The sequence below is a fragment of the Stenotrophomonas sp. Marseille-Q4652 genome, assembly GCF_916618915.1.
In the GTDB taxonomy this organism is placed as follows: Bacteria; Pseudomonadota; Gammaproteobacteria; order Xanthomonadales; family Xanthomonadaceae; genus Stenotrophomonas.
The window spans coordinates 1266156-1288188 of sequence record NZ_CAKAKE010000001.1 but is presented as its reverse complement, the minus strand read 5'-3'; the positions used below and the strand labels follow the sequence as shown (position 1 = coordinate 1288188).

Sequence of the window (22033 nt, the reverse complement as noted above, 5' to 3'; positions counted from 1 at the left end):
GGGATGTTGCCTCTGGTCGCCCTGGTCGGACGGCCGAATGTCGGCAAGTCCACCCTGTTCAATGCGCTCACGCGCACCCGTGATGCCCTGGTTCATGACGAACCGGGCGTTACCCGTGACCGCAATTACGGTACCTGCCGGCTCGATGCCGACAACCCGTTCCTGATCGTGGATACCGGCGGCATCGCCGGTGAGGAAGAAGGCCTGGCCGGTGCTACCGCGCGCCAGAGCCGAGCCGCTGCCGCGGAAGCCGACCTGATCCTGTTCGTCGTCGATGGCCGCGAAGGCCCGTCGGCGCTGGACGATGAAATCCTGGCCTGGCTGCGCAAGCTGTCGCGCCCGACCCTGCTGCTGATCAACAAGGTCGATGGTGTCGACTCGATGGCCGTGCGTGCGGAATTCGCCCGCTACGGCTTCGGCGAGATGCTCACGGTCTCGGCGGCGCACCGTCAGGGCCTGGACGACCTCGTGGACGAGGTCATCGCACGGCTGCCCGAAGAAGGCACGACCGAGACCCTGGACGACGATCCCGAGCGCATCCGCATTGCCTTCGTCGGCCGCCCGAACGTGGGCAAGTCGACCCTGGTCAACCGCCTGCTGGGCGAGGAGCGCATGATCGCCTCCGACGTGCCCGGCACCACCCGCGACTCGATCGCCGTGGACCTGGAGCGTGATGGCAGGAAGTACCGACTGATCGACACCGCCGGCCTGCGCCGGCGCTCGCGCGTGGACGAGGCGGTGGAGAAGTTTTCCGTCTTCAAGACCATGCAGTCGATCGAGTACACCCAGGTCGCGGTGCTGATGCTCGATGCCTCCGAGGGCGTCACCGACCAGGACGCCACCGTGCTCGGCGCCGTGCTCGATGCGGGCAAGGCGCTGGTGATCGCGCTGAACAAGTGGGATGGGCGCACCGACTACGAGCGCGAGCAGGCCGAGACCATGCTGACCCTGAAGTTCCCGTTCGTGCCGTGGGCCGAGGCTGTGCGCATTTCCGCGACCCATGGTTCGGGCATGCGCGAGCTGTTTGCCGCCATCCACCGCGCCCATGCCTCGGCGACGAAGGAATTCTCCACCGCCGAGGTCAACAAGACCCTGGAAGTGGCCGTGGAGAGCAATCCGCCGCCGTCCGTTCGCGGGCATGTTTCCAAGCTGCGCTACGTGCACCCGGGCGGATCCAATCCGCCGACCTTCATCGTGCACGGCACCCGCCTCAAGGAACTGCCGGACTCGTACAAGCGCTATCTGGAGAACTTCTTCCGCAAGCGCTTCAAGCTCATCGGCACGCCGGTGAACTTCCTGTTCCGCGAGGGTGCAAACCCCTACGAGGGCAAGAAGAACCCGCTGACCGAGCGGCAGATCAAGGCCAAGCGCCGCCTGATGAAGCACGTCAAGCGCAAGTAAGGCCTGCGTGCATTGTAGAAAAGCCGGGCTTGCCCGGCTTTTCTGTGTCTGGGCCCGGCCAGCTGCGGCTGCAACGCAGTGTCGGGCTGCAGCGCAACGGGCCGGCAGGAGCTTGGACGATAATGCCGCCATGGATATCCCCGAGCTGACCCCCGAACAGGCCCGCGAACGGCTGGCCCATGGCGCCGTGCTGGTCGACGTGCGCGAGGCCCACGAGCGCGCCAGCGGCATGGCCGAAGGCGCGCGTGGCGTGGCCAAGGGCGAGCTGCAGGCCGCGCCGGCCGACCACCTCCCGCATCGCGGGCAGGAGATCCTGCTGATATGCCAGAGCGGCCGACGTTCGCTGGACGCGGCCAAGGCGCTGCGCGAAGCCGGCTACACACAGGTCGCCTCGGTGGCCGGTGGCACGGTGGCATGGCGGCAGCAGGGCCTGCCGCTGGTGCAGCCGGTGCAGAGTGCGGAGGACAGGGATTTCTTCGACCGCTATTCGCGCCACCTGCTGCTGCCGCACGTTGGTGAAGCGGGCCAGCGCAGGCTACAGCGCTCGCGGGTGCTGCTGCTGGGTGCCGGGGGACTGGGATCGCCAGCGGCGCTGTACCTGGCCGCGGCCGGGGTGGGGCACCTGCGCATTGCCGACGATGACCGCGTCGAGCGCAGCAACCTGCAGCGGCAGGTGGTGCACACCGAGGCCAGCATCGGCACGCTCAAGGTCGACTCGGCGCGCGAACGCCTGCTCGCCCTCAACCCCGGCATCGAGGTGGAAACCGTGGCCGAGCGGGTAAGCTCGGCCAACGTCGATGCGCTGGTCGAAGGTGTGGACGTGGTGCTGGACGGCTCGGACAACTTTCCGCTGCGCTACCTGCTCAACGATGCCTGCATCAAGCATGCAAAGCCGCTGGTGTACGCGGCAATCGAACGCTTCGACGGGCAGGTCTCCGTGTTCGATGCCGGCCGCCACCGTGGCGTGGCGCCCTGCTACCGCTGCCTGTTCCCGGAACCGCCGCCGCCGGAGTTCGCGCCCAACTGTGCCGAAGCCGGCGTGCTCGGCGTGCTGCCCGGGCTGGCGGGTGTGATGCAGGCCACCGAGGTGTTGAAGCTGCTGCTGGGCATCGGTGAGCCACTGGTCGGGCGCCTGCTGCGTTTCGACGCGCTCACCGCGAGGTTCCGCGAAACCCGCATCCATCCGGATCCGGGATGTCCGCTCTGCGCGCCGGGGCGCGATTTCCCCGGTTACATCGATTACGCGGCGTTCTGCCGTGCTGGCTGAGCCGGACCGGCTGGGCCGGGCGCCGGGCTTGTCCTATCGTGGGTGGTCCAAGGGTCCGGGAGGCAGGCGATGGCGGTTGAAACGGCGACCAGTGAGCTGGTGAAGGTGGTGGCCCTGCTGGGCGCGGCGGTGGTCATGGTGCCGCTGTTCCGCAGGCTCGGCCTGGGCTCGGTGCTGGGCTATTTCGCCGCGGGCCTGGCCATCGGCCCGTTCGGGCTGGCGTGGTTTTCCGATCCCCAGGCGATCCTGCATACCGCCGAGCTCGGCGTGGTGATGTTCCTGTTCCTGATCGGACTGGAGATGCGGCCCTCGCACCTGTGGAGCCTGCGCGGCCAGATCTTCGGCCTGGGTACGTTGCAGATCGCCACCTGCGCCGTTGTGCTGACGGTGATCGCGCGATTGTTCGGCCTGCCGTGGCAGGTGGCCTTCATCGGCGCCACCGGCTTCGTGCTGACCTCCACCGCGGTGGTGATGCAGCTGCTGGCCGAGCGCGGTGACATCGCACTGCCGAACGGGCAGAAGATCGTCTCCATCCTGTTGTTCGAGGATCTGCTGATCGTGCCGCTGCTGGCGCTTGTCGCGTTCATGGCCCCGAGCATGCCGGCAGCCGGGGACGGCTCGCGCTGGGTCCCGGCCGCCATCGGCGTCGGGGCGATCGTTGGCCTGGTGCTGGTGGGCCGCTTCCTGCTCAATCCGATGTTCCGCATCCTGGCCGCCGCCAAGGCGCGCGAGGTGATGACCGCCGCGGCGTTGCTGGTGGTGCTGGGCGCGGCGCTGCTGATGCAGCTCAGCGGCCTGTCGATGGCGATGGGCGCCTTCCTGGCCGGTGTGCTGCTGAGCGAGTCCACCTTCCGCCACCAGATCGAAGCGGACATCGAACCGTTCCGCGGCATCCTGCTGGGCCTTTTCTTCCTCAGTGTCGGCATGACGCTGGACCTGCCCGTGGTGGCGGCGAACTGGCCGCTGATCCTCGGCATGGTGGTGGCGCTGATGGCGGCCAAGGCCGCCTGCATCTACGCCGTGGCCCGGCTGATGGGGAGCACCCACGCCGAGGCGCTGGACCGCGGCGTGTTGATGGCCCAGGGCGGCGAGTTCGCCTTCGTGCTGTTCTCCGCGGCGGCGGCCGCCGGCGTCATTGACCAGCCGGTCAATGCCAACCTCACCGCGGTGGTGGTGCTGTCGATGGCACTGACGCCCCTGGTGGTACTGCTGCACCGGCGCCTGGCTGCAACGCCCACGGTCAACCTCGACGGGGTGGAGAAGGCCGAGGGGCTGGATGGCAGCGTGCTGCTGATCGGCTTTGGTCGTTTCGGCCAGGTTGCCAGTCAGTCGCTGCTGGCGCGCGACGTGGACGTGACCATCATCGACAGCGACGTGGAGATGATCCACAGCGCCGCACGGTTCGGCTTCCGCATCTACTACGGCGACGGCACCCGGCTGGACGTGCTGCGCGCTTCCGGTGCCGGCTCGGCGCGGGCGATCGCGGTGTGCGTGGACGACCGCGACGCCAGCAACCGCATCGTCGAGCTGGTGCGCACGCAGTTCCCGCAGGCCGCCGTGCTGGTGCGTTCGTACGACCGCGAGCACGCGCTGGAACTGATCCACGCCGGGGTCGACTACCAGGTGCGCGAGACCTTCGAGTCGGCGCTGGCGTTTGGCCAGGCCGCGCTGATGGAGCTGGGCGTGCAGCAGGACGAGGCGCGCGATATCGCCGAGCAGATCCGCCGCCGCGATGCCGAGCGCTTTGAACTGGAAATGGCCGAGGGCATGATGGCCGGTGCGCGCATGGTGTTCGGCAATGACGGCAAGGACGTGCCGACGCCGACGCCGCTCACCCCGCCGCGGCGCCCGGCACGCACGCTCAATCCGCAGGATGTGCCGGCTGCGGGGAAGGGCTCCGATCGCGGGACAGGTGGCGGCGCGAGCTGAATCGGGGACAATGTGCGTCCATCGCCCCCGCACCTGCCTCCGATGAACACTCCTGCTTCCGACTCCCGTTCCGCACGCATCCTCGATGGCCGCCGCATTGCCGAGGACCTGCTCGACAGCCTGAAGGTAAGGGTGGACGCGCGCGTGGCCGCTGGTGGCAGTCGCCCCGGCCTGGCCGTGGTGCTGGTGGGTGCCGATCCGGCCTCGACCGTGTACGTGCGCAACAAGCGCCGCGCGGCCGAGAAGGTCGGCATCGAGGCGCATGACTACGACCTGCCGGCGGGCACCACCGAGGACGAGCTGCTGGCGCTGATCGACCAGCTCAACGCCGACCCGAAGATCCACGGCATCCTGATCCAGCTGCCGCTGCCGGGCATCCCCGACGCGCGCCGGCTGATCCAGCGTATCGACCCGCGCAAGGATGTGGATGGTTTCCATCCGGAAAACGTCGGCCACCTGGCGCTGCGCGAGTTCGGCCTGCGGCCGTGCACGCCGCGTGGCATCGTCACTCTGCTCAGCCATACCGACCAGCCGGTGCGCGGTCGCAACGCCACCATCGTCGGCGTCAGCAACCACGTCGGCCGCCCGATGGGCCTGGAGCTGCTGATCGCCGGCTGCACGGTCACCAGCTGCCACAAGTTCACCCCGGCGGACGTGCTGGAACAGGCCGTGCGCAATGCCGACATCCTGGTGGTGGCCGTGGGCCGGCCGGGGCTGATCCCGGGCGAGTGGGTCAAGCCCGGCGCGGTGGTGATCGACGTCGGCATCAACCGCCTCGATGACGGCCGCCTGGTTGGCGATGTCGGCTTCGATGCCGCCGCCCAGCGCGCCAGCTGGATCACCCCGGTCCCCGGTGGCGTAGGGCCTATGACCGTGGCCACCCTGATGCAGAACACACTGGAAGCGGCCGAGGCGCTCGGCTGAGCCGCCGCCAACGCGGAACACAGCTTTGCCCGCGGCCCGCCTCCCGAGGGTGCCGCGGCGGGCGTTTAGGGGTAAAATGTCGCGCTTCCCCACATAACGGGCACGCCGATGCTGCGCATCCAGGCTGAAGCACTCACTTACGACGACGTCTCCCTCGTCCCCGCCCATTCCATCGTCCTGCCCAAGGACGTGAACCTGGAATCGCGGCTCACCCGCAACCTGCGCCTGAAACTGCCGATTGTCTCGGCGGCGATGGACACCGTGACCGAAGCGCGCCTGGCCATCGCCATGGCCCAGCTCGGCGGCATCGGCATCATCCACAAGAACCTGACCGTGGAGCAGCAGGCCGCCGAAGTGGCCAAGGTCAAGAAGTTCGAGTCCGGCGTGATCCGCGACCCGATCACGGTCGGCCCGGAAACCACCATCCGCGAGGTGCTGGCACTGACCCGCGCCAGCAACATCTCCGGCGTGCCGGTGGTCGATGGCGGCCAGCTGGTGGGCATCGTCACCCACCGCGACATGCGCTTCGAGACCGAGCTGGATGATCCGGTCCGCCACATCATGACCAAGAAGGATCGCCTGATCACGGTCAAGGAAGGCGCCGGTGCCGATGAGGTGCTGCAGCTGCTGCACAGGAACCGCATCGAGAAGGTGCTGGTCGTCAACGACGACTTCGCCCTGCGCGGCCTGATCACGGTCAAGGACATCCAGAAGAAGACCGACAACCCGAACGCCGCCAAGGACGCCTCGACCCGCCTGCTGGTCGGTGCCGCGGTCGGCGTGGGCGGCGATACCGACCAGCGCGTCGAAGCGCTGGTCGCCGCCGGCGTGGACGTGGTGGTGGTCGACACCGCCCACGGCCATTCGCAGGGCGTGCTGGACCGCGTGGCGTGGGTGAAGAAGAACTTCCCGGACGTGCAGGTCATCGGCGGCAACATCTGCACCGGCGATGCCGCGCTGGCCCTGCTCGATGCGGGCGCCGACGCGGTCAAGGTCGGTATCGGCCCCGGCTCGATCTGCACCACGCGCGTGGTCGCCGGTGTCGGCGTGCCGCAGATCACCGCCATCGACCTGGTGGCCGAGGCGCTGCAGGAACGCATCCCGCTGATCGCCGATGGCGGCATCCGCTACTCCGGTGACCTGGGCAAGGCCTTCGCAGCCGGTGCCTCGACCGTGATGATCGGCGGCCTGCTGGCCGGTACCGAGGAATCGCCGGGCGAGACCGAGCTGTTCCAGGGCCGCTCGTACAAGAGCTACCGCGGCATGGGCTCGCTGGCGGCGATGGAGAAGGGGTCCAAGGACCGCTACTTCCAGGATGCCTCCAGCGCCGACAAGCTGGTGCCCGAGGGCATCGAAGGCCGCGTGCCGTACCGCGGCCCGGTCGGCGGCATCATCCACCAGCTGGTGGGTGGCCTGCGCGCGACCATGGGTTACGTCGGCTGCGCGACCATCGAGGAAATGCGCACCAAGCCGAAGTTCGTCAAGATCTCCGGTGCCGGCCAGCGTGAGAGCCACGTCCATGACGTGCAGATCATGAAGGAACCGCCGAACTATCGTGCCGGCTGATCCACCCGCCGGACCAAGAAGGGAAACGCCTGCGTTTCCCTTCTTTTTTATCCATCATTCCTGCAGTACCGGGCCATTGCCGTCATGACCAACATCCACAACGACAAGATCCTCATCCTCGATTTCGGCGCGCAGTACACCCAGCTGATCGCCCGCCGCATCCGCGAAATCGGCGTGTACTGCGAAATCTGGGCATGGGACCACGACCCGTCCGAGATCGCCGCGTTCGGTGCCAAGGGCATCATCCTGTCCGGCGGCCCGGAATCGACCACGCTGCCGGGCGCCCCGGCAGCGCCGCAGGAAGTGTTCGACAGCGGCCTGCCGATCCTGGGCATCTGCTACGGCATGCAGACCCTGGCCGCGCAGCTGGGCGGCGCCACCGAGGCCGCCGACCAGCGTGAGTTCGGCCATGCCGAGGTGAACGTGATCGCCCCCGATGCGCTGTTCCGCGGGCTGAGCGACCACGGCGGCGAGCCGCGCCTGGACGTGTGGATGAGCCACGGCGACCACGTTGCCGAAGTGCCGCCGGGCTTCACCATTACCGCCACCACCGACCGCATCCCGGTCGCGGCCATGTCCAACGAGGACAAGCGCTGGTACGGCGTGCAGTTCCACCCGGAAGTGACCCACACCCTGCAGGGCCAGGCGCTGCTGCGCCGCTTCGTGGTCGACATCTGCGGCTGCGCCACGCTGTGGACAGCAGCCAACATCATCGACGACCAGATCGCCCGCGTGCGCGAGCAGGTCGGCGATGACGAGGTGATCCTGGGCCTGTCCGGCGGCGTCGATTCCTCGGTGGTCGCGGCGCTGCTGCACAAGGCCATCGGCGACAAGCTGACCTGCGTGTTCGTCGACACCGGCCTGCTGCGCTGGCAGGAAGGTGACCAGGTGATGGCGATGTTCGCCGAGCACATGGGCGTCAAGGTCATCCGCGTCAACGCCGCCGACCGCTATTTCAAGGCGCTCGAAGGCGTGGCCGATCCGGAAGCCAAGCGCAAGATCATCGGCAACCTGTTCGTGGAGATCTTCGACGAGGAGTCGAACAAGCTGTCCAACGCCAAGTGGCTGGCGCAGGGCACGATCTACCCGGACGTGATCGAGTCGGCTGGTTCCAAGACCGGCAAGGCCCACGTGATCAAGAGCCACCACAACGTCGGCGGCCTGCCCGAGCACATGAAGCTGGGCCTGGTCGAGCCGCTGCGCGAGCTGTTCAAGGACGAGGTGCGCCGCCTCGGTGTCGAGCTCGGCCTGCCGCGGTCAATGGTCTACCGCCATCCGTTCCCCGGCCCGGGCCTGGGCGTGCGCATCCTCGGCGAGGTCAAGCGCGAGTACGCCGAACTGCTGGCCCGCGCCGATGCGATCTTCATCGAGGAGCTGCGCAAGGCCGACCTGTACGACAGGACCAGTCAGGCGTTTGCGGTGTTCCTGCCGGTGAAGTCGGTCGGCGTGGTTGGCGATGCGCGTGCGTACGAGTGGGTCATCGCGCTGCGCGCGGTGGAGACCATCGACTTCATGACCGCGCACTGGGCGCACCTGCCGTACGACTTCCTCGGCACCGTGTCCAACCGCATCATCAACGAGCTGCGCGGTGTCTCCCGAGTGGTCTACGACATCTCCGGCAAGCCGCCGGCGACGATCGAGTGGGAGTGAATTTACGTCCTTCGAGGGCTATCGCCAGCTATCGAGAAACCAACGTAATGTGTTGATATTGAAAGAAATACGTCACGGCAGCTATCGGTAGCTATCGCCGGCCAGCAGAAAAAGTTGACGGTAGAGCTGACGGTAAAAATCGAGGCCGGATTAAGACACTCTCGTTCACTATTCAGACTTTTACCGTCTTTGACGGTAAAAGCCTTCTCGGGAAAGCTTGTTTCATGGGGCTTTCCGGGCATCAGCAGGTCTCCAGGTCCCTGACGGTAAAACCTGACGGTAAATCCGTCACATGCCGGAGGAAACCTCGATGCTGACCGACGCTGCACTACGCAATTTCAAACCTAAGTCCAAGATTTATAAGGCTTCTGACCGAGACGGGATGTACGTGACGGTATCGCCTGGCGGAACGATCACGTTCCGCTACGACTACCGGCTCCACGGCCGCCGCGAGACGCTGACCCTCGGACGCTATGGTCCAGGTGGCATCTCGCTGGCAATGGCGCGCGAACTGCTGCTGGACGCGCGCAAAGCCGTTCTCAAGGGTGTCTCGCCCGCGCTGGAAAAGCAGCGTGAGAAACGCCGGGTGGTCGCCATCAAGACCTTCGGCGCGGCGATGGAGACGTGGCTGGCCAACGCAAGGCTGGCCGACAGCACCCGCGCCATGCGCAAGCACATCATCGACCGGGACATCCTGCCGGTCTTCCAAAACCGCCTGCTGACCGAAATCCAGGCCGAAGACCTGCGGGCCTTGTGCAACAAGGTCAAGGAGCGTGGGGCGCCGGCCACGGCGGTACAGATTCGGGATATCGTGAAGCAGGTCTACATCTACGCCATCGCCCACGGTGAGAAGGTGGACAACCCCGCCGACAGCGTGGGCGCGGCCTCGATCGCCACCTTTGTGCCGAAAGATCGCGCCTTGTCGCCGCTGGAGATTCGGCTGTTCATGCAGCAGATGGAATCGGTGGCGACCTATCCGACCATCAAGCTGGCGCTGCGCTTGATCCTGCTGACGCTGGTACGCAAGAGCGAACTGATCCACGCCACCTGGAATGAGGTCGATTTCGAAAGCAAGACCTGGACGATTCCCAAGCAGCGGATGAAGGGGCGCAACCCGCACGTGGTCTATCTCTCGCGCCAGACGCTCGACATCTTCGTGACGTTGCACGCCTGCGCGGCGGGATCAAGGTTCGTTTTTCCGTCTCGCTATGACGCAGAGCGGTGCATGTCCAACGCCACTTTGAATCGCGTCACGGGGCTCGTGGTGGAGGCGGCAAAGACCAAGGGGCTGCCGCTCCAACCCTTCACCGTCCATGACCTGCGCCGCACCGGCTCGACGCTGTTGAACGAAATCGGCTTCAACCGCGACTGGATCGAGAAGTGCCTGGCGCACGAGGACGGGCGTTCCTCGCGCTCGGTTTACAACAAGGCCGAGTACGCCGAGCAGCGGCGCCACATGCTGCAAGAGTGGGCCAACCTTGTCGATGCCTGGGGCGGTGGGCAGACCTATGTGCCGAAGCTGTTGCCGGCGAACGTGGTGGTGCCGGCGTTAAGCGCGATAGCCTGAAACAGTGGCTTGGTTGTCACTTGACAACCAAGCCAATCATCCCCATACTGGAGATCATCGATGGCTCGTTCCCCTCATCCGAAGAAAGAGGTCGAGGAAGCTCTCAGGCACGCCGAAGGGCAGGGCTGGCGCGTCGAAGTCGGCGGCAGCCACGCTTGGGGGCGGATGTATTGCCCTTACAACGATGAAGAATGTCGCTGCGGCGAGTTCTGCATCACCAGCGTATGGAGCACGCCGAAAAATCCCGGCAACCACGCGCGCGCCTTGCGGCGCGTCGTGGATAACTGCACTACACACCGGTCGCAGCGCGACGCTGACAATGGTGCCACGGAGTAGCGCGATGGAATACACCTTCACTCTGAAATATCAGCTCGCCGCCGACGACCGCGATGCGGATGCACTGGTGGAGCGCCTGGGCGAAGCCGGCTGCGACGATGCCTTGGTCGGCATTGGACAGCCGGGTCGGTTGGCGTTGGAATTCACCCGCGAGGCAGCGGATGCGGACGAGGCCGTGCGTAGCGCGCTGGCCGATGTGCGCTGCGCCGCGCCGACCGCGCGATTGATCGAAGTAGCGCCGGATCTGGTGGGTCTGACTGACGTGGCCGACATTGTTGGCGTGTCGCGGCAGAACATGCGCAAGCTGATGCTGGCGCATCCGGGCAGCTTTCCGGCGCCGGTGCATGAAGGCAGCGCGTCGATCTGGCATTTGGTGGACGTATTGGCGTGGTTGCAGGCCAAGGGCAGCTACTCGCTGGCCAAAGACGTGTTTGAGGTGGCGCGGGTGGCCTTGCAGGTCAACGTGGCGAAGGAGGGGCGGCGATTGCCGCGCTCGACATCCAAGGCACTGGAGGCTTTGATTGGGTGAGCGCCGCTGTTTGGCCTTATGCCTCGCTCGAACCCGCCCGGACAGGGCGGGTTTTTCGTAGGTGGACATCCGGTTTCGATACGCCGGTGCGCGGAGCCTGCTTTCGTTCTTCGACCCAGGCTTCCACGTCTGCCAAGTCCCATACGACGCAGCGTGGCGTCAGGTTGAAGCGGCGTGGGAACTCACCGCGACGCTCCATTTCGTAGATCGTCGTTTCGGCGAGGGGAACGATCTGCCGCAGTTCCTGCCGGCGAATGGTGCGACGAAAGGGAAGGACACTGCGCTTTGGAAATTGCGGCAAAGCCTCGTAGGCATCCGTGCCTGGCAAGGGGAGGCCGACATCGGTGCCGGCGGTATTGGGGGCTTGCGATAGCTGTTCCACCTCGGACTCCATGGTTCTGCTGCATGGAGACATGGTGAAGTTCAATACCTATCGGGACAACTTGCTGCGGCGTAGTGGAGCGGGTTCGATGTGGTATTTGGATGTTGCGTCCCGGCGTGCCGCCGTCGGGCTCGCGGGCTGTGCCCCGCGCTTCGTGCCGAATCGCGGCCATTCGGCTTTGATCCCTGACGCCTTCGGCCCGGCTCGTTGATCCGTGCCTGCGCGCTGCGCTTGCTCAACGGCGGGTGTGTGCAGTGGGCGGGGTGTGGGCGGTCTTGCTGTTCCCTTCACCATATCACGGCGTCCTCGCCGTCAAGGGCGGCGCGCGCTTGTGCGCGCTTGCGTCCTGGCGGCCGTCTGCGACCCCTGACTGCTTGCGCTGCGCCGTGCTGGCGACGGTTCCGGGCAATTCCGCCCGAGCAACCGGAGCACGATCATGTCGCAACTGTCTTTTTCCTCGTTCGATACCTCACTGATGGTGCGTGATGCGCAGGGCCGCTACCTGCTGGCGACGACTGACCAGATTCTGGAGGCCGCGCGCCAGGCTATCGAGCACAAGATGCAGCGCGGTGCGTCATTCAGTTCGCCGGTGGCGGTCAAGGAGTACCTGCGCGCCAAGCTGGCTGGGTTCGAGCACGAGGTGTTCGCCGTGCTGTTCCTGGATACGCACCATTGCTTGATCGAATATGCCGAGATGTTTCGAGGCACCATCGATAGCGCATCGGTGTATCCGCGCGAAGTGGTCAAGCAGGCGCTGCGGCTCAATGCGGCGGCGGTCATCGTTTCGCACAACCACCCGAGCGGGAATCCTGAGCCGAGCGCGGCCGACAGAGCACTGACCCAGCGGCTCAAGGAGGCGCTGGCACTTGTGGACGTTCGCATTCTGGATCACATCATCGTCGCGGGCGGCAACACCACATCATTCGCCGAACGCGGCCTGATCTGACCAAGGGGGCTTCGGCCCCCTTTTTTGCTGCGTCCGGTGGCGCAACTCCGGCCCGCGCGGGCCTGCGCGCTTCGCTTGCCGAGAACCGGGGAACGTGAAGGTGCAAGGGAGGCGGTCTTGCTGTTCCCTTCATCGTGCCACGGCGTGCTCGCCGTCAAGGGCTGCGCGCCGATGGCGCTTGCGTCCTGGCGGCCGTCGTTGACCCCTGACTGCTTGCGCTGCGCCGTGCCCCGGAAGGGTCGGGCAACTCCGCCCGGCAACCTTTCAGGAGTTCACCATGAACAACGCACTCATCACTGACGAGCAGCGCGTCGTGCTGCTGGCCAATGGCCGCAAATCACTGGAGAACCCGGACTTCGATCCGGCGCCCGTGGTCAAGCTGTTCACGCCGGATGCCGGCGCGACCTGGCTGCTGACCGAGATTGATCCCGACGACCACGACCACGCCTTTGGTCTTTGCGACCTGGGCCTGGGGATGCCGGAAATCGGCTGGGTTAGCCTGGGCGAACTGGCGACCGTGCGCGGCGGGCTGGGCCTGCCAATCGAACGTGACCTGTCTTTCCGGGCCGAAAAGCGGTTGAGCGCCTATGCGCGTGATGCGCGCCTGGCCGGGCGAATCGTCCAATGATTTGCGAGGGGCGTCGCAAGAAGCCCCGTTCAAGGTCTCAGCAGATCCGGCAGGCAGTCGGCGAATGCCGGCTGGATCTTGCTCACCGGCTTGGCCACGGCTTCATCGCCGGTGAGGACAGCCATCGTCATGCCGGTCATGGTCGTCAGACCGTTCGAGCTGCGCAGCACTTGCAGCGCAAGATCGACCGGGAAGCCGTCGGCACTACGCCGCAGCGGATGAATGCCGCCATGCACGAATGAGTTCATGCCGTGCCAGGTCACATCCTTGAAGTGCAACAGCATCTGGTGCGCGGCTGCCGGCGCGCCTTGTCCGACTCGCTTGCCGATCTGCTCAATCATTTCGCTGGCGCCAGGCAAGTTCTTGGCTGCCTGTTCGCTCTGCTGCGTCAGTGGCGCCAGCAACTTGTCGATCGCTGCGTCGCTAGCTGCGTAGAGCAGCCACATTGCCCGTGTCAGGGCCTCGAACTGCAGGCGCATGAGGCCGACGGCAGACGTGGGCAGTCGCAGCGACATCAACGCTCGCATTGCCGCCGCATGTTCCATAGCCACCAAGCACATGCCGAGGGCTGATTCGCCACGGGGCGATCCATCGAACTCGGCATTGCCCAGCAATTCATCCAGCCGTTCGTGCAAGGCATTGGAGCGGTGAAGCATGTGCTCCAAAGGGTCGTCGTTGTTGAGGATGGTTTCTTCCATAGAGGGATGGTAGGACGGTTGTGCGTCCCCGGCCAAGCAGACATGGCCGGTCGCGCTGTCGTGCTTCGCATCGAGCCGCCTGCGGCGTCTCGCCCCTGACGGGCTTCCATCGTTCCCTCGCTCCGCTCGGCTGACGCCTACGGCCCGGCTTCCAGCTTCGGGCCTGCGCGCTTCGCTTGCGTGCGGTCGGCACACAGGGATGGCCGTTGCCTTGTCCAGCCGTCTCCCCTGACTTCATCACCTTACCCGCGACCGTAGCCCGCTCCCGTGTGCCGTCAAGGCGCGCAGGGCCGTGTCCTCGGCTGCGCCTGCGGGCCGCACCCACCCTGCGCTTGCCTCCTTGACGGCCCCCGTCCGCGCGCTCCTGACCGTCGCGGGCGATGAACTCAGGAAAGACGGTGGCAACAGGGCCAACCGGGTTCCTCGTGCCGACCGCACCAAACAGCCGAAAGGCTGGGCTCCGAATCTAGGAATCCGGTGTGCGGTGTGAACAGCAAACCCTTTTTTCTTTGTCAGGAGAAATGCCATGCAACTCGCATCCCGCTTCGCTTCCCGTTCCCCGGTGCTGCGTTCGGAACGTCCCTTGTCCGATGACCAAATCCGGGCCGTGGCCCCGTCCATCTACGCGGAAGCCCCGCACGAAAGCCGCTCCGAGCGGTACAGCTACATCCCCACCGCCACCGTGCTGCAAGAACTGCGCGGGGAAGGCTTCGAGCCTTTCATGGTGACGCAAACCCGCGTGCGCCACGACGACCGCCGTGACTACACCAAGCACATGATCCGGCTGCGCCACGCCAGCCAGATCAACGGCCGCGAGGCCAACGAAATCATCCTGCTGAACTCCCATGACGGCACCAGCAGCTATCAGATGCTGGCCGGGATGTTCCGCTTTGTTTGCAGCAATGGCCTTGTCTGCGGTGACACCGTGGCCGACGTGCGCGTACCGCACAAGGGCGACGTGGCGGCGCAGGTGATCGAAGGCGCTTACGAAGTCCTGCACGGCTTCGACCGGGCGCAGGAATCGCGCGATGCCATGCGCGCGATCACGCTGGACGCCGGGGAATCGGAAGTGTTCGCCCGCGCTGCGCTGGCGTTGAAGTACGACGAGGACAAGCCCGCGCCCATCACGGAATCGCAAATCCTGATGCCGCGCCGCCATGACGACGACCGCCGCGACCTGTGGAGTGTGTTCAACCGCACGCAGGAGAACTTGACCAAGGGCGGACTGTCCGGGCGAAGCGCCAACGGACGCCGCCAGCAAACCCGCCCCGTTCAAGGCATTGATCAAAACGTGCGCCTGAACCGCTCCCTGTGGCTGCTGGCCGATGGCCTGCGCCAGTTGAAAGCCTGAATCCCCACGCGGCAGGGGCAGGCAGCAGCCCTTGCCGCTTCTCTCGCTGCTGCACCCCAACCGCAAGGAGTTATCACCATGAACGCCGTACTCAAAACCGAAGCCGTCGCCATCGAAGCCGCCGCACCGCTGGAAGTGGCCGACCCGACCAAGAACCTGATCTTGGTCCCCCTCTCGCAGTTGTTGCCGCGCCGCTCCAAGCGCAACGTCCGCACGACCCCGCGCCAATCCATCCCCGAACTGGCCGCGAGCATTGCCCGCATCGGCCTGCTGCAAAACCTGATCGTCATCCTCGCCGCCGATGGCGAGCAATACGAAGTCGTCGCAGGCGACCGTCGCCTGACCGCCTTGAAGCTGCTGGCGAAGAAGAAGCGCATCCCCGCCGACTACGAAGTGCCGTGCCTGCTGGTGGCCGATGCGTCCGCCCGCACCGTCAGCCTCGCGGAGAACGTGCAGCGCGAGAACATGCACCCCGCCGACCAGTTCGCGGCCTTCGCCGCGCTGGTCAAGGAAGGCCGCTCGGTGGAGGACATTGCCGCAGACTTCGGCGTGTCCCCGCTGGTGGTGCAGCGCCGCTTGAAGCTGGCGAACGTCTCGCCGCGCCTGCTGGCCGATTACCGCGCCGGAGCCGCGACGCTGGAACAGTTGATGGCCTTGACCATCACCGACGACCACACCGCGCAGGAAGCCGCGTTCTATGGTGCGCCGGAATGGCAGCGCAGCCCGTCCAAGCTGCGCGAGCGCCTGACCGAGCGCGAAATCGACGCCGCGCACGCGCTGGTGCGCTTCGTCGGGCTGGACGCCTACCGGCAGGCAGGCGGCGGCATCCGCCGCGACCTGTTCGCAGAAGGCGATGCCGGAACCTACCTCACCGATACCGCAGTGCTGGAAACGCTGGTGCGCGACAAGCTGGCAATGCTGGCCGAGGACGTGCGCGCCGAGGGATGGGCATGGGTGGAGGCCGTGCCGCATCTGGCCTACGAGGAACGGCAGGCGTTCCAGAACGCCCCGCGCCACCGCCGCGAGCCGACCAGCCGCGAGGCTCGCCGCATCGCCTCGCTGGAAACCCGCCTCGAAAAGATCGAAGCCGAACTGGAAGAAGCCTGCCAAGTTGAAAGCAGCGAGGACGAGGCCAAGGCCGAGAAACTGGAACAGCGGCGCGATCAGGTGGTCGGGGAACTGCAAGACGCGGAGGACGCCTTACAAGGCTATGCCCCCGAAGTGCGCGAGGTGGCCGGTGCCATCGTCACCATCGACCGCAGCGGCGAGGCCGTCATTCATCGCGGCCTGCTGCGCGAAGCCGAGGCGAAGGCGCTGCGCACGCTTGAAAAGCTGCGGCGCGGTTTCGGCAGTGCCGAAGGCGAAGCCGCCAACGACGAGCACGAGGACGCCGACGACGCGCCCAAAGCCGCGAGCCTGTCCGACCGGCTGGCGCAGCGGTTGAGCGCCCACCGCACGGCGGCGCTGCAAATCGAAGTCGCCCGGCATCCGCACGTCGCGCTGGCCGCGCTGGTGCATGGCATGGTGCAGACCGTCTTGCATCCCGACGCCTATGGCGATGGCCTGCCGCTCGGCGTGCGCCTCACGGCGCAAGACCGGCTGGAAGGCATGGCCCCGGACTGGCCGGAATCGCCCGCCGCCGTGGCGCTGCGCGAACTGCAACAGGTGGCCGGTGAAGCCTTGCCGGAGGACAGCGCCGAACTGTTCGCCGTGCTGCTGGCGAAGTCGCAAGACGAACTGGTGCGGCTGCTGGCCGTATGCGTGGCCTCTACGGTGGACGTGGTGACGCCTCGCGCCACGACGTACCAGCCCGGCGCGGAACTGGCGCAGGCCGTGGGCCTCGACATGGCCGCATGGTGGAAGCCGACCGCAGAAGGCTACTTCAAGCACGTTTCCAAGGCCGTGATTCTGGATGCCGTGGGCGCGTTTGCACCGGAATCCGTCACCCGGCTGGCGAAACTCAAGAAGGCCGACATTGCCAGCGAGGCCGAGCGGCTGGCCGATGGCACGGGCTGGATGCCTGCCATCTTCAAGGCCGAAGGCCCGCAGGACACCGCGCAGGAGGCCGGCCCGGAGCAGGACGCCCCGGAGGATGCCGAAGCAATGGCGGATGAACCCGCCGAGGCGCTGGCCGCTTGACCCGCGCCGAAGGCGAGCGCCCCGGCCTCGACCGGGGCGCTTCGCTGCAAGGAGAAGTCCCCATGACTCGCATTACCAGCAGCCGCCCGCGCGTGGCGGCGATCTACGCCCTCGGCACGGTACGCGCCCGCCGCTGGCACGGCGCAGGCGACGTGCGCGGCTGCTGCCCGCCTTCGGGCTGGACGGCATGCGCCGACCTCACCGCGATATTCATCCCATCACGGGCCGCGCCTTGCCGCGCGCCGTGTGGTGGCTCATCGAGACGAAGGAATAACCGCGATCAGCACCGCGCCCAGTCCGTTCCGCCCTGGGCGCGGTGAAACGAAAATCCGGGCGCGGCAGTGGCCGCGCCCGGTGTTCAAGGTCAACAGCCGAAGCACCCGCCGTGCGCGGGAATCACCAGCAGTTTTCGGCTTGCCGCGTGCATACCCCGCAGCGTGGGCCGCACCCATTTCATCAGAGCATGTCCGCTTTCCCCGCTTGGAAATCTGGAACGGCCTGGGCTTGTGGGCGCAAGGCGCCGCCGGGCTTTCGGCCTGCCGCTGCATTGGATGGGCTTCAGATACTCATCGCCATAACCCAGCCTGCCAGACCGGCCAGCAGAACCACGAGCGCAGGCGGCACCCGCCCGACCGTCAGCATCCCGAACGAGAGCAACGCTAGCCCAAAATCCGCCTTGCCGTGGATGGCACTCGTCCACACCGGGTCGTACAGGGCGGACACCAGAATGCCGACCACACCGGCATTGATGCCGGCCATGGTCGTCTGGATGCCCGCGCGGTGGCGCAGCCCTGCCCAGAACGGTAGCGCGCCAACCAACATGAAGAAGGCTGGAAGGAAGATGGTGCCCAAGAGCGCCAGCCCGCCGATCCAGCCATGCAGCGGACCGTGAGCGACCGCGCCGAGGTAGGCCGAGAACGTGAACAGTGGCCCCGGCACGGCCTGCGCCGCACCGTAGCCGGCCAGGAAGTCGGCGTTGCTCACGACGCCGCTGGGCACCACCGAGGCCTGCAGCAGCGGCAGCACGACGTGTCCACCACCGAAGACCAATGCACCCGAGCGGTACACCCCTTCCAACAGCGCGATCGTGGACGAGCCCGTGGCGGCCGCCCACAGGGGCAGCAGGGCGAGCGGTGCGGCAAACAGCAGCAGTGCCACGACGCCCAGCGTGCGCGAGACTGGGTAGCTATGGGCATGGCCACCGCCAGGCTGCGCGATCTTCAATCCCCACCAGCCCAGCAATCCCGCTATCGCGATGGCGGCGATTTGTCCCATCGCCGAGGGAAGAATCATGGTCAGCAGCGCCGCCAGAATGGCCAGGGCAGCGCGCGGCCGATCTGTGCACAGCGACTTGGCCATGCCCCAGACGGCTTGTGCAACGATGGCCACGGCGACGACCTTGAGCCCATGCACCCAACCTGACTGGGCCAGTCCCTGGTCCTGGGCGATGCCAAAGGCAAACAGGATCAGCGCAATGGCCGATGGCAGGGTGAACCCCGCCCAGGCCGCCAGTAATCCCGGCCAACCCGCGCGGCCCAGCCCCAGCGCCATGCCGACCTGGCTGCTGGCCGGCCCCGGCAGGAACTGGCACAAGGCCACCAGGTCGGAATAGCTGCGGTCATCCAGCCAGCGGCGGCGTTCGACGAACTCCGAGCGGAAGTAGCCTAGATGCGCGATCGGCCCGCCGAAGGAGGTCAGCCCCAGCTTGAGGAAGGCGCCGAAGACTTCGACGGGTGAGCCGCGCGCGGCTGCGGCCTCATGCTGCAAGGTGTTGGTGGAATCAGTCATTTATGCATCGCCTCCCCGGTGAACTCCCGGATGCGTTCCTTGGCCAGCGCCAAGCCTTCCTTGCCCTTGGGCGTGATCGTGTAGAGCTTGCGCACGGTTCGCCCCTCGCGCTCCTGGCGCGATACGAGGTAGCCGTCTCGCTCCATCTTGTGCAGCATCGGGTACAGCGTTCCGGGAGAGAGACGGTAGCCGTGGTGGGCCAGCTCGTCGATCATCCACTGCCCGTAGATCTCCTGCTCGGCCGCGTGGTGCAGGACGTGCAGGCGGATCAGCCCCGACAAAAGATCGTGGTGCTCCATTGCGTGGGGTATCGGCTTTTCTTCCATATCGAATAACGATAACGAAATTCGATATTATCACGACTCGCAGTCATTCCGAGAAGGCGAATCTGGTCGGCCGCGCTTGGGAGGTCTGACTTTCAAGACAGTTGCTCACGCCTTCGCGCCTACGGCGCTGCGCGCTTCGCTTGCCTCCAGGGGAAAGCCCTGCGGGCTATCCCGCCGCAGCAGCTTGGCGCCCCTCGATGCCGCCGAACCGGCTGCGCCGGATCGACTTGGCCAGCGCCCCGCCACGATGGACGGGGCGCTGGCCAACACGCTGGCGCTTGCTGCGGCAGGTTGCACGGTTGCGTGCTGTCCTCAACGCTGGCGGTTCCTGCCTATCACGTCACGAAGGACGGTTCACGGACAACCCGCCCGGCATCGCTATGGAGCTTCCACGCCACGCCTCAAGAGCGGCGCCGCAAGGTGCGGCAGGAGTGTTCTCGCCTGTCGTCGGGTGGTTGACCTGGCCCGCGTTAGTGGGCAAGCCGGAGAAGCCTTCGGGCGGGATGCCGAGTCGGCCCCATCTCCTTTCGGAGCGGTTCGGCCCAAGGAGTCCTTGTCTCGTTGTGAATCCTGGCGGGGGCACGGCTGCGCCTCGGGCTTCATGGCTGCAACCGTCCAGCGAAAACAATTTCCCCGCCGCTACGCGGCTTCCTCGCGCAGCAAATTCTTTTCACCTCCCGGTTCTCCACTGCGTTGCGACCGCAAGCGGTGCAGCCAGCCCGTCCCCCGCCGGCCGGATCACAACAAGGACGCGATGGGCGCGAACCTTGTTCAACCGAAAGGAGAAAACATCATGGCCAACATCGGCACCTTCACCGCAGACAAAGACGGCTTCACCGGCACGCTTCGCACTCTGACGCTCAACGTCAAGGTCAAGCTGGTTCCCAACGACAAGGGGGACAACGAGAAAGCCCCGGACTTCCGCTTGCAGGCCGCCAGTCACGACATCGGCGCGGCGTGGAAGAAGACCAGCGAGGCCGGGCGGGATTACCTGTCCGTGACCCTCGACGATCCTTCGTTTCCGGCACCGGTCTATGCGCGCCTGATCGAAGGCGAGAACGGCACGCACGACCTGATCTGGTCGCGCAGCAAGCCCCAGGCGGTGTGACCGCCGCAGCGCCCCGCTATTGCGGCGGGGCGCATCCTTCCAAGGATCGATCTGTGGCCATAGTGACGTAGACTGAGTTGAACCTGCTAGAGGCGTTGCTTTTCCACAAGGCGGCGGTAGTGCTCGCCGAGCACTGTGAGTTTGCAGGTCTTACTTTGCATTGCGGCGTGCCACATATGCGGCGCATCCACGGGTACAACCAGATTCAGGCGGTTGTATCGTTGCAGCAGCGCGAACTTTCTTGTGTTTTCTGGATTTGGGGGAGGCATGTCCGGATCTCTTCCCTTCAACTCCGGCTCAAATGTGGGGTCGAGTTTATATTCATAGCCTCGTTGAGGGAAAAATTCCGTTATACGCCGAAGATCGTCAAGGGAGATGGGTGGGTTGACTTTTCTAAGCGAAACGAACTGCCTAACGTTGGTCTTGAAAATAGGACGCTGCTCCCAGGCTCCCAAAGATTGGTCAACGTGCGCGTAAATACTGCCTGGAGTGATATCACCAGTGAGATTAGCTGCTCCACCGTGAAGCGCATCTACTAACAGTGTTGTAAATACTCCTCTGCCATTTTCTTCCGTCGCATACTGATCGGCAGCCGAGGCGGTAAGAATAGTCAATCCTTCAGATAGACTGGCAAGTTCCCCAGCGGCAGGGGGAGTCCCGGCGATACCTGAGTGGCAACTATCAAGAATGATTATCTTGTTTCGAGCCGGAGATTTATTGGCCACGGTGAGAACTTCGGAGAGCGATACCCCTTCGTCACCACGGCGAGAGTCGGTTGCAAGTAGATATCCACCCGTTGCTTCAATGTGCCCATGGCCGGCGAAGTAAAATAGCGCAATATCAGCCTGCGCCTTGAAAAGCTCCTCTACTCGATCTTTTAACAAAGCCCGATCAACGCGATCCGTTGGGCCAGTGCCAGTGAACATCTTGCAATCGAAGTTGACTGACCCATCGCCATGCCGGGCCAGGACAGCTTGCACGGCGTGGGCGTCATCAACGCATCCATACAGAGAGCCACCATGCTCGTAGTGATTGATGCCGACTATAAGAGCTATACGCACGACATCACTCCTTACGTATCAAAGACCATTGATAAAGTTTTTGATGGCATCCCACGTCCACACAACAGTGTTAACGCCTTCAATTCTGGTTCGATCATCGGTGTAGGCCCAGATGCCTAGTACCCTTTTTCCTTCTTCTCGCGCGCACGCAATCTCCCATTTTTGCCCGCTTGATGTCAGGGAGTTTTTGCTAATGAGAGCAATCACGCCGTCTGATCGGCGAATGCGAGTGCGGACTTTTTCCTTCCACTCCGACGCATAGGCTTCCTTGACGGACATGTCTATATACTCAAATGGCGAGTTCGTAAGGAGTGATTGGCCTTTCAAGAAGTCTCTTTGCCTTTCGTCTTCAATTGCGAATGCAACAAAAATAACTTTCTTATCTGCCATGTGATCTCCTCTCATTGAAATGGTTTGGGAAACTTCTCTCGCATGTT

Annotated in this window: 20 protein-coding genes and 1 pseudogene; 15 read left to right on the top strand and 6 right to left on the bottom strand. The window is 65.2% G+C overall.

Annotation, left to right across the window (positions count from 1 at the left end; all coding sequences use genetic code 11):
• Positions 1-3: 3 nt before the first annotated feature.
• The 9 genes from der (at position 4) to LG380_RS05920 (ending at position 11169) form a co-directional block, all read left to right on the top strand.
• Positions 4-1401 carry a ribosome biogenesis GTPase Der gene (der, locus tag LG380_RS05960; RefSeq protein WP_225764001.1) on the top strand — a complete coding sequence of 466 codons (1398 nt, stop codon included), beginning with the start codon at positions 4-6 and terminating at the stop codon, positions 1399-1401.
• 130 nt (positions 1402-1531) lie between these two features.
• Positions 1532-2668: a molybdopterin-synthase adenylyltransferase MoeB gene (moeB, locus tag LG380_RS05955; RefSeq protein ID WP_225764000.1), complete on the top strand. Its 1137-nt coding sequence runs from the start codon at positions 1532-1534 to the stop codon at positions 2666-2668.
• Between the two features lie 69 nt (positions 2669-2737).
• Positions 2738-4597 (top strand): monovalent cation:proton antiporter-2 (CPA2) family protein, encoded by a 1860-nt coding sequence (locus tag LG380_RS05950; protein ID WP_225763999.1) that lies wholly within the window; start codon positions 2738-2740, stop codon positions 4595-4597.
• Positions 4598-4639: 42 nt separating this feature from the next.
• Complete coding sequence (gene folD / locus LG380_RS05945; RefSeq protein WP_225763998.1) at positions 4640-5521, top strand: bifunctional methylenetetrahydrofolate dehydrogenase/methenyltetrahydrofolate cyclohydrolase FolD; 882 nt, start codon at positions 4640-4642, stop codon at positions 5519-5521.
• A 108-nt stretch (positions 5522-5629) separates the two neighbouring features.
• Entirely contained in the window at positions 5630-7087 is a 1458-nt protein-coding gene (guaB, locus tag LG380_RS05940) for an IMP dehydrogenase (RefSeq protein WP_225763997.1), read from the top strand.
• Between the two features lie 84 nt (positions 7088-7171).
• The gene (guaA, locus tag LG380_RS05935) at positions 7172-8737 is read left to right on the top strand and encodes a glutamine-hydrolyzing GMP synthase (RefSeq protein WP_225763996.1); all 1566 of its coding nucleotides are present in this window, start codon (positions 7172-7174) and stop codon (positions 8735-8737) included.
• Positions 8738-9047: 310 nt separating this feature from the next.
• A complete protein-coding gene (locus tag LG380_RS05930; protein ID WP_047289100.1) occupies positions 9048-10304 on the top strand; it encodes a tyrosine-type recombinase/integrase in 1257 nt (418 codons plus the stop codon).
• A gap of 60 nt (positions 10305-10364) precedes the next feature.
• Positions 10365-10640 carry a hypothetical protein gene (locus tag LG380_RS05925; protein WP_047289098.1) on the top strand — a complete coding sequence of 92 codons (276 nt, stop codon included), beginning with the start codon at positions 10365-10367 and terminating at the stop codon, positions 10638-10640.
• A gap of 4 nt (positions 10641-10644) precedes the next feature.
• Entirely contained in the window at positions 10645-11169 is a 525-nt protein-coding gene (locus tag LG380_RS05920) for a DNA-binding protein (RefSeq protein ID WP_047289096.1), read from the top strand.
• A 16-nt stretch (positions 11170-11185) separates the two neighbouring features.
• Here the strand turns inward: LG380_RS05920 and LG380_RS05915 are convergent, their stop codons facing one another.
• A complete protein-coding gene (locus LG380_RS05915; RefSeq protein WP_047289095.1) occupies positions 11186-11563 on the bottom strand; it encodes an AlpA family phage regulatory protein in 378 nt (125 codons plus the stop codon).
• Positions 11564-11987: 424 nt separating this feature from the next.
• On the opposite strand from LG380_RS05915, the gene radC reads away from it, so the two are divergent.
• Positions 11988-12497, top strand: coding sequence for a DNA repair protein RadC (gene radC / locus LG380_RS05910; RefSeq protein WP_047289094.1), 510 nt, complete (start codon positions 11988-11990; stop codon positions 12495-12497).
• Positions 12498-12774: 277 nt separating this feature from the next.
• On the top strand, positions 12775-13125 hold the full coding sequence (locus tag LG380_RS05905; RefSeq protein ID WP_047289092.1) for a DUF2958 domain-containing protein: 351 nt from the start codon (positions 12775-12777) through the stop codon (positions 13123-13125).
• A gap of 29 nt (positions 13126-13154) precedes the next feature.
• On the opposite strand, the gene LG380_RS05900 is transcribed toward LG380_RS05905, so the two are convergent.
• Entirely contained in the window at positions 13155-13823 is a 669-nt protein-coding gene (locus LG380_RS05900; RefSeq protein ID WP_047289089.1) for a hypothetical protein, read from the bottom strand.
• Positions 13824-14349: 526 nt separating this feature from the next.
• Between LG380_RS05900 and LG380_RS05895 the strand changes: the two genes are divergently transcribed.
• From LG380_RS05895 to LG380_RS05885, 3 genes and pseudogenes are all read left to right on the top strand, one after another.
• Positions 14350-15174 (top strand): DUF932 domain-containing protein, encoded by an 825-nt coding sequence (locus LG380_RS05895; protein ID WP_225763995.1) that lies wholly within the window; start codon positions 14350-14352, stop codon positions 15172-15174.
• A 78-nt stretch (positions 15175-15252) separates the two neighbouring features.
• Positions 15253-17313 carry a ParB/RepB/Spo0J family partition protein gene (locus LG380_RS05890; RefSeq protein WP_043371610.1) on the top strand — a complete coding sequence of 687 codons (2061 nt, stop codon included), beginning with the start codon at positions 15253-15255 and terminating at the stop codon, positions 17311-17313.
• Between the two features lie 62 nt (positions 17314-17375).
• A pseudogene (locus tag LG380_RS05885) lies at positions 17376-17587 on the top strand (hypothetical protein).
• 284 nt (positions 17588-17871) lie between these two features.
• On the opposite strand, the gene chrA reads toward LG380_RS05885, so the two are convergent.
• Positions 17872-19101, bottom strand: coding sequence for a chromate efflux transporter (gene chrA / locus LG380_RS05880; RefSeq protein ID WP_225763994.1), 1230 nt, complete (start codon positions 19099-19101; stop codon positions 17872-17874).
• Positions 19098-19400, bottom strand: coding sequence for a PadR family transcriptional regulator (locus LG380_RS05875; protein ID WP_027457582.1), 303 nt, complete (start codon positions 19398-19400; stop codon positions 19098-19100). The genes chrA and LG380_RS05875 overlap by 4 nt, the downstream gene beginning before the upstream one ends.
• An 820-nt stretch (positions 19401-20220) precedes the next feature.
• On the opposite strand from LG380_RS05875, the gene LG380_RS05870 reads away from it, so the two are divergent.
• A complete protein-coding gene (locus LG380_RS05870; RefSeq protein WP_225766464.1) occupies positions 20221-20535 on the top strand; it encodes a DUF736 domain-containing protein in 315 nt (104 codons plus the stop codon).
• Between the two features lie 86 nt (positions 20536-20621).
• Here the strand turns inward: LG380_RS05870 and LG380_RS05865 are convergent, their stop codons facing one another.
• Together LG380_RS05865 and LG380_RS05860 are read right to left on the bottom strand one after the other, a co-directional pair.
• Positions 20622-21596, bottom strand: a complete 975-nt coding sequence (locus LG380_RS05865) for a caspase family protein (protein WP_114482150.1) — start codon at positions 21594-21596, stop codon at positions 20622-20624.
• 18 nt (positions 21597-21614) lie between these two features.
• Positions 21615-21986, bottom strand: a complete 372-nt coding sequence (locus tag LG380_RS05860) for a TIR domain-containing protein (RefSeq protein ID WP_114482149.1) — start codon at positions 21984-21986, stop codon at positions 21615-21617.
• Positions 21987-22033 lie beyond the last annotated feature (47 nt).

Excerpts from the sequence above, each read along its gene's own strand:
- der (WP_225764001.1), top strand. The coding sequence starts at position 4 with ATGTTGCCTCTGGTCGCCCTGGTCGGACGGCCGAATGTCGGCAAGTCC.
- moeB (WP_225764000.1), top strand. The coding sequence starts at position 1,532 with ATGGATATCCCCGAGCTGACCCCCGAACAGGCCCGCGAACGGCTGGCC.
- LG380_RS05950 (WP_225763999.1), top strand. The coding sequence starts at position 2,738 with ATGGCGGTTGAAACGGCGACCAGTGAGCTGGTGAAGGTGGTGGCCCTG.
- folD (WP_225763998.1), top strand. The coding sequence starts at position 4,640 with ATGAACACTCCTGCTTCCGACTCCCGTTCCGCACGCATCCTCGATGGC.
- guaB (WP_225763997.1), top strand. The coding sequence starts at position 5,630 with ATGCTGCGCATCCAGGCTGAAGCACTCACTTACGACGACGTCTCCCTC.
- guaA (WP_225763996.1), top strand. The coding sequence starts at position 7,172 with ATGACCAACATCCACAACGACAAGATCCTCATCCTCGATTTCGGCGCG.
- LG380_RS05930 (WP_047289100.1), top strand. The coding sequence starts at position 9,048 with ATGCTGACCGACGCTGCACTACGCAATTTCAAACCTAAGTCCAAGATT.
- LG380_RS05925 (WP_047289098.1), top strand. The coding sequence starts at position 10,365 with ATGGCTCGTTCCCCTCATCCGAAGAAAGAGGTCGAGGAAGCTCTCAGG.
- LG380_RS05920 (WP_047289096.1), top strand. The coding sequence starts at position 10,645 with ATGGAATACACCTTCACTCTGAAATATCAGCTCGCCGCCGACGACCGC.
- LG380_RS05915 (WP_047289095.1), bottom strand. The coding sequence starts at position 11,563 with ATGGAGTCCGAGGTGGAACAGCTATCGCAAGCCCCCAATACCGCCGGC.
- radC (WP_047289094.1), top strand. The coding sequence starts at position 11,988 with ATGTCGCAACTGTCTTTTTCCTCGTTCGATACCTCACTGATGGTGCGT.
- LG380_RS05905 (WP_047289092.1), top strand. The coding sequence starts at position 12,775 with ATGAACAACGCACTCATCACTGACGAGCAGCGCGTCGTGCTGCTGGCC.
- LG380_RS05900 (WP_047289089.1), bottom strand. The coding sequence starts at position 13,823 with ATGGAAGAAACCATCCTCAACAACGACGACCCTTTGGAGCACATGCTT.
- LG380_RS05895 (WP_225763995.1), top strand. The coding sequence starts at position 14,350 with ATGCAACTCGCATCCCGCTTCGCTTCCCGTTCCCCGGTGCTGCGTTCG.
- LG380_RS05890 (WP_043371610.1), top strand. The coding sequence starts at position 15,253 with ATGAACGCCGTACTCAAAACCGAAGCCGTCGCCATCGAAGCCGCCGCA.
- chrA (WP_225763994.1), bottom strand. The coding sequence starts at position 19,101 with ATGACTGATTCCACCAACACCTTGCAGCATGAGGCCGCAGCCGCGCGC.
- LG380_RS05875 (WP_027457582.1), bottom strand. The coding sequence starts at position 19,400 with ATGGAGCACCACGATCTTTTGTCGGGGCTGATCCGCCTGCACGTCCTG.
- LG380_RS05870 (WP_225766464.1), top strand. The coding sequence starts at position 20,221 with ATGGCCAACATCGGCACCTTCACCGCAGACAAAGACGGCTTCACCGGC.
- LG380_RS05860 (WP_114482149.1), bottom strand. The coding sequence starts at position 21,986 with ATGGCAGATAAGAAAGTTATTTTTGTTGCATTCGCAATTGAAGACGAA.